The following is a 5,985-nucleotide window of genomic DNA, read 5'->3' as shown; positions in this document are numbered from 1 at the left end:
GTCCACGACCCCCGCCGTATCCGGGCGGGGACACGGCCTGCTTTGACGCCCCGTTGAACGGCACCCGCCACCGTGAAGGGGCCGCCCGCACCTTCCTACGCCCCGCACCTTCCTACGAACCAGGTGAAGCAAGCCGCATGTCGATACCCCGCGAGCAGGCACCCCGCGAGCAGCCGCCTTGGACGCAGCCCCCCCGCCGTCGGGTTCTGATCGCGACACCAGTGAGCGAACGGGTCGCGCGGCTCGTCACTCGGCACGACGCCGCCCGGCTACGCCCGGAGCTGGCCACCCAGCCGACGGGCCTAGCCGACGCCTTGGTCGAACTGCGGCCGCACACCCTCGTCGTCGGGGTGAACGCGGTGGATGGACCGGCACTCGAACAGTGGGCCACCGCGGTCCGCACGGACCCGGCGGAGGCCGGCCGGGACCGACCCCTGCTGCTGGTCCGCCGGGGCACCTCCCTCGCTGCCGTCGACCTGGCCGCTGCGGCGCGCCACCGGATCGAGGTGTGCAACACCCCCGAGGTCAACGCCCGGCACGTCGCCCGGTTCATCGTCGACCGGCTGTTCGACCCGCTCGGCAACGCATCCGGCGCGGAGCCGGCTGGGGCCGCCACGCGCACCGACCGGCCGGGCGTGCTCGGCCTCGTCGGCGCCGGAAACATCAACAGTCGGGTCGCCCGGGAGGGCGCCGCACGCGGCTGGCATCTGGCCGTACACGCTCCCTCGCTCGCGGCGAAGCCGGCGACGGCCGCGCTCTGGGCGGCGAAGCACCGACTGCCGGTCGACCGGATCCACGTCGCCCGCACCGTCGAGGACGTCTTCGACGCCGCCGATCTGATCAGCATCGCCGCGCCCCTCGTGCACGGCGGGTCCCGGATGTCCGCCGGCATGATCGACATGCGGCACGTCAAGGCGTTCACCGGCCGCCGACTCGTGTCAGTCAGCGAACCGGACGTCTTCACCGACCGGGCGCTGGTCGACGCCTACGACCGCCGTGACCTGGAGGTCATGATCGACAACGCCCCCCGGTTCCTCGGCCCGGTCCGCGGGCTGCTCGCGGGGCGGATCGCCGAGGACGGCGGGGAGCTGCGGCGCGGGTTCACTCTCTGCTCCGTAGCGATGCACAGTCCCGCCTGCAGCGATGATCTCGATCAGGCGTTCCTCGCGGTGGTCGGGCGGGCCGACCTGGACGACCTCACCGGGAACGACCTCGCCGGGAACGGCCTCGCCGGGAACGGCCCGAAGGGCGATCGTCATGACCTGGCCGATCGTCGGGGCGATCCGCGGGGCACCGGCCGCGGGGTCGGCGAGGACCCGGCCCCTGACGGTTCCGCCGTCGACAAACACGACGTGGTGGTCGTCGGCGGCGGGATCGTCGGACTCACGATCGCGCTCGTGCTGCGGCTGCGGGGCCACCCCGTCCGGGTCCTCGACGCCGCGCCGGCCGACCGGGCGGACCCTGCCGCCCAGGGCACGACGTTCGCGGGGACGAACGGCCGGCACCTGTCGGCGACCGAGACGCTGCCGCAGGCGGACGCGAGCCGCGTGGGTGTTCTCGATCGCGATCCGACGCACGGCGGCTGGCGGCTACGGGACCCGGAGTCGCTGTCGGAGCCGGAGAGGGTCTGGGCCAGCGCCTTCGAGCAGTGCGCCGACCATCCCGGGCTGCACGCGGTGGCCCGGGACCTGGTGATCGCCCTGAACCGGCTGGGGTTGCGCGGGTGGGAGCATCTTTTCGCGCTCGCCGACGGCGGGGACGGGCTCGGTACCGGGTGCGGGTTGCGCTGGGACGCCCGCCTCCCGCGGATCTATCTCGGTCCGGGCGACCTCGCCGCGGGCGAGCAGCTGCAGCGGGCCGCGGGGGGGCGGGTCGTTCGGTTGTCCCGGGCGGATCTGGTTCGCGACTGGCCCGCGCTGGGCTGCTCGGTCCCGCTGCCCGGCGGCGCCCGGGAGGTGGCCGGGGCGGTCGAGGTGGACGGCTACGCGGTCAACATCCACGATCTGGCCACGGTGCTCATCGACCGGCTGCGGGCCGCGGGCGTCGAGGTGCGCGCCGGCACCCGGGTGGAACGCATCGAGACCGGCATCGAGACCGGCATCGACCGGAGCCTCGACGGCAACCGGAACAAGGCCGGGCACGAGACCGGGAGCGGAGCCGGGAACGGGGTCCGGTTGCATCTCGCGGACGGCTCGACCCTGCGTACCGGCTGGGCCGTGGTGACCGTGGCCGGCCGCGATCTGCAGCGGCTGCTGGGCGCCGCCTGGCCCGGCGCCGGTGCCGTCGCGCATCTGCTCGGCCTCTCGCTGACCCTGCCGAACCCGGGTCTGCGACGGCCGGTGAAGGTCCACGCCGGAGATCCCCTCGGTGTGATCAATGTGACGCTGTCCGCCGATGGTGCCAGGATCCATGTCAGCGGCGGATTCGGGTACCTGGGCACCGCCGTGCGGGCGGTCGCGGACAGCGGCGTCGCCCGCCTGCGCGCGGTTTTCGAGCAGGCGGTCGCCGGCCTGTTCCCGACGCTGCGCCGGCCTGACGGCACCGTGGAGATGCTCGACGTCCGCGTCTGCGAGCGCCCGGCGACCCCGGACGGCATCCCCCTTGTCGAGGCCGTGGCAGACCACGGCGGCCGGGTGATCGTGGCGGCAGGGACGAACGCGGGTGGCACCGTGCAGGCCCCGGCGGTGGCCATGCTGGTGGCCGACCTCCTCGCCGGCACGCCGCGCTGCGCCGCGCTCGCCATGGCCGGTGATCGGGCGGGTCTCCCACCCATCCGGAGGTAGCACCCTCCACATCAGTGGAATGACGTTACGTAGCAGTAATTCCCATCGCCGAGCAGTGCCGGCGAGCGGCGGGTTATCGTCGAGCGACGTGATGGTGCGCCCCAGCCTCCTGGCTCGCCGGACCCGACTCGTGGGGCCAGGTCGGCGATCCGGGCGCGGACAGGAGGCGACGCCGGTGACCGACGTGGGCGTGAGGGTGGTCCGCTGGTCCCCGAGCCGGATGCGCACCCGGCTCGACGATGTCATCGCGGTCTACAAGGCCGCCTTCCTCGATCATCATGAACCTGACCCGCCGCGGGCCGCCCGGGACCGGGCCGCCCATGCGCGCCGGCACTTCGAGCGGCGGGACCTTCGCGCCGTGGCGGCCGTCACACCCGACGACGAACTCGTCGGGATCACCTACGCACTGCCCGGCCGGGTCGGCCAGTGGTGGCACGACGTCGTCGCCGACGCGCTCCCGCCGGACTCGGCCGCGTACTGGCTCGACGACTGCCTCGAGATCGTGGAGCTGCACGTCCTGCCCGCCTACCAGGGCCGAGCGATCGGGCGCACCATACTGCGGGAGCTGCTGCGCGGGGCCCCGCAACGCACGGCCGCGCTGTCCGCCCTCGAACCCCCGGGTAGTCCGGCACGCCGGTTGTACGACCATGAGGGATTCGTCCCGTTGTTGTCCGACTTCCAGTTCCCCGGGACCCTCACCCCCTACGCCGTCCTCGGCAAGGAGCTCCACGGACGCTCCCCCGCCTGTCCCAACGGCGCCTCCGCCGAAGGAGCCGACCGGCACGCACCGGTACGATGACCGCCGGCGCGCTCTTCACCGGATCGGCGCGGCCGGCGCGGCTCACCGCGATGCCGTGGATCTTCGCGGCGGCCACCGTGGCGGTGCAGCTCCCTTGTCCGTTGGTCACCGGATCCGCTGGGGCGGCGCTCGCCATCGCCTCGATCGTGCTGTTCTTCGCCTCCTCGGTGAGCCACGCCCTGCTCACCCGTGGCCGAGCGTGGACCGCCGGGTTCCTCGCCGTGACCGTCGGCGGCGGGCTGCTCGTGGAGACCGTGGGCGTGCACACCGGCTGGCCCTTCGGCCGCTACGCCTACGGCTCCGCCCTGGGCACCCGCCTGTACGGCGTCCCGGTCGTGGTGCCGATGGCCTGGGCGATGATGACCTACCCGGCATATGTCCTGGCCCGTCGCCACCACCGCGGCCGGGCGCGCACCGTCGTGCTGGCCGCGCTCGTCCTCGCGGCCTGGGATCTCTTCATCGACCCGCAGATGGTCACCGCGGGGTACTGGCGGTGGCTCGGCGGCGGCCCGGCGCTCAACGGAATCCCGCTCACCAACACCGCCGGATGGGTGGCCGTCGCGATCGCCATGACCGCGGCGTTGACGGCGCTTCCGGACCGGGCCGGGAGCACGGCACGCGACGATCGCGCTCCGCTCGCCCTTCTCCTGTGGGCCTACGTCTCCTCGACGCTGGCGAACCTCACCTTCTTCGACCGTCCCGGTGTAGCCGTGGCCGGCGGGATCGCGATGGGGGCGGCGCTCGTCGCGGCGGCCCGGGCCGGGCCCCGGGCCCGGGACCGTGCCCGGGCCGGGGACCGCCCGGTCCCGGCGGGCTCCCCACCACGATGACGGCGCCGTGGCGGACGGGGCGCGGGACGAGGCACCGGACGGGACGGACGGTACCGGGATCCCCGGCCCGGTGGCTCGCCGGCCGATGCTGGTCGGGTGCGGTACGGTCCGCCGCGGTGGCGTCCACCGCCATCGCCGTGCACACGGCGGTGAACGCGCGGCTGCTACGCGTCCCACCGCCGGCCCGGCCGGTACGCGAACGGGTGACGGTCGTGCTACCCGTCCGCGACGAGGCCGGGAGCCTGCCGCGTTGCCTGTCGGCCCTGCTCGGCTCGCAGTGGGTGCCCGACCTCGAGATCCTCGTCTACGACGACGGTTCCACCGACGGCACCGGGGAGATCCTCACTCGGTGGGCGGCGAGGGACGACCGGATCGTCGCGCTGCGCGGTGCGGCGCCCCCCGCCGGCTGGCTCGGCAAACCGCACGCCTGCGCCCGGGCTGCGGCTGCGGCCACGGGCACGGTCCTCGTCTTCGTCGACGCCGACGTCACGGTGGCCCCCGACGGCGTCGCGCGGACCGTTCTCCTCCTGCGGGACGCCGGCCTCGACCTCGTCTCGCCCTACCCGCGCCAGGAGGCGGCCGGTGTCACCGAACGGCTGATCCAACCCCTGCTCCAGTGGTCGTGGCTGGCGCTGCTGCCGCTGCGGCTGGCCGAACGCTCCACCCGGCCATCGCTTTCGGCGGCGGGCGGACAGCTGCTGGCCGTGGACGTGGCGGCCTACCGCCGGGCCGGCGGCCACGAGGGCGTCCGGGACCAGGTCATCGAGGATGTCGCCCTGCTGCGGAGGCTCAAGCGTGCCGGCGGGCGGGGAGTGGTCGCGGACGGCACCGACCTCGCGGTCAATCGGATGTACTCCGGATGGTCACAGCTGCGGGACGGCTACGCGAAGTCGCTGGCCGTCGCCGGTGGAAGCACGCTCGGCAGCGCCGGGCAGATCGGCGTGCTGGCCTGGCTGTTCGTCGTGCCGGCGGTGGCGGCACTGGGTGGCTCGGGCCCGGGCGCGGTCGGGTACCTCGCCGGGATCGCCGGCCGGGTGCTCGCCGCCCGCCGCACGGGCGGCCGGAGCTGGCCTGACGCCGCCGCTCATCCGGCTTCCGTGAGCCTGTTGGGCTACCTGACGGCGGTGTCGTGGTGGCGTCGTCGGCGGGGTACCGCCCGGTGGAAGGGACGACCGGTTACCCGCTGCCCCTGACCGCTGGTCCGCCCTTCCTCACCCCGCCAGAGGCTTCCCTTGTCGTCCTTCCGGCGGCTTCCTTCTCCTTCCCGAGGCTTCGATGCCCGTTTCCTTCCTCGCGGATAACCGGGAAGGAGCAGCTCGTACAGTCGTCGCATGGCCCGTGTTGTGGTGATCGGCGCCGGTGTGGGCGGGCTGGCAGCCGCGGCCCGGCTCGCCGCCACCGGGCATGACGTGACGGTCTGCGAGCAGTCGTCGCGGACCGGAGGCAAGCTCGGCTGGTACGAGCGCGACGGGTTCGGCTTCGACACCGGCCCGTCCCTGCTGACCATGCCCGGCGTGTTCGAGGACCTGTTCCCCGCGACCGGCGGGCCGTTGCCCGGTGAGGTGGAGCTGCG

The 5,985-nt window shown here is 74.1% G+C and carries 5 protein-coding genes; all 5 read left to right on the top strand.

Annotation, left to right across the window (positions count from 1 at the left end):
- Positions 1-137: 137 nt before the first annotated feature.
- The gene (locus AC08OP_RS01990; protein WP_476612637.1) at positions 138-2,783 is read left to right on the top strand and encodes an FAD-dependent oxidoreductase; all 2,646 of its coding nucleotides are present in this window, start codon (positions 138-140) and stop codon (positions 2,781-2,783) included.
- A gap of 175 nt (positions 2,784-2,958) precedes the next feature.
- Positions 2,959-3,582, top strand: coding sequence for a GNAT family N-acetyltransferase (locus AC08OP_RS01985; protein WP_476612636.1), 624 nt, complete (start codon positions 2,959-2,961; stop codon positions 3,580-3,582).
- Positions 3,579-4,412 carry a bisanhydrobacterioruberin hydratase CruF gene (cruF, locus tag AC08OP_RS01980; RefSeq protein WP_476612635.1) on the top strand — a complete coding sequence of 278 codons (834 nt, stop codon included), beginning with the start codon at positions 3,579-3,581 and terminating at the stop codon, positions 4,410-4,412. The genes AC08OP_RS01985 and cruF overlap by 4 nt, the downstream gene beginning before the upstream one ends.
- Positions 4,413-4,528: 116 nt before the next feature.
- Positions 4,529-5,605, top strand: a complete 1,077-nt coding sequence (locus AC08OP_RS01975) for a glycosyltransferase family 2 protein (RefSeq protein WP_476612634.1) — start codon at positions 4,529-4,531, stop codon at positions 5,603-5,605.
- 138 nt (positions 5,606-5,743) lie between these two features.
- On the top strand, positions 5,744-5,985 hold a 242-nt coding region (locus AC08OP_RS01970), incomplete at its 3' end, for an FAD-dependent oxidoreductase (RefSeq protein ID WP_476612633.1).

The sequence above is a fragment of the Frankia sp. CeRuru1 genome (assembly GCF_977966315.1).
This window is presented reverse-complemented; position numbering and strand designations above follow the sequence as displayed.

Excerpts from the sequence above, each read along its gene's own strand:
- AC08OP_RS01990 (WP_476612637.1), top strand. The coding sequence starts at position 138 with ATGTCGATACCCCGCGAGCAGGCACCCCGCGAGCAGCCGCCTTGGACG.
- cruF (WP_476612635.1), top strand. The coding sequence starts at position 3,579 with ATGACCGCCGGCGCGCTCTTCACCGGATCGGCGCGGCCGGCGCGGCTC.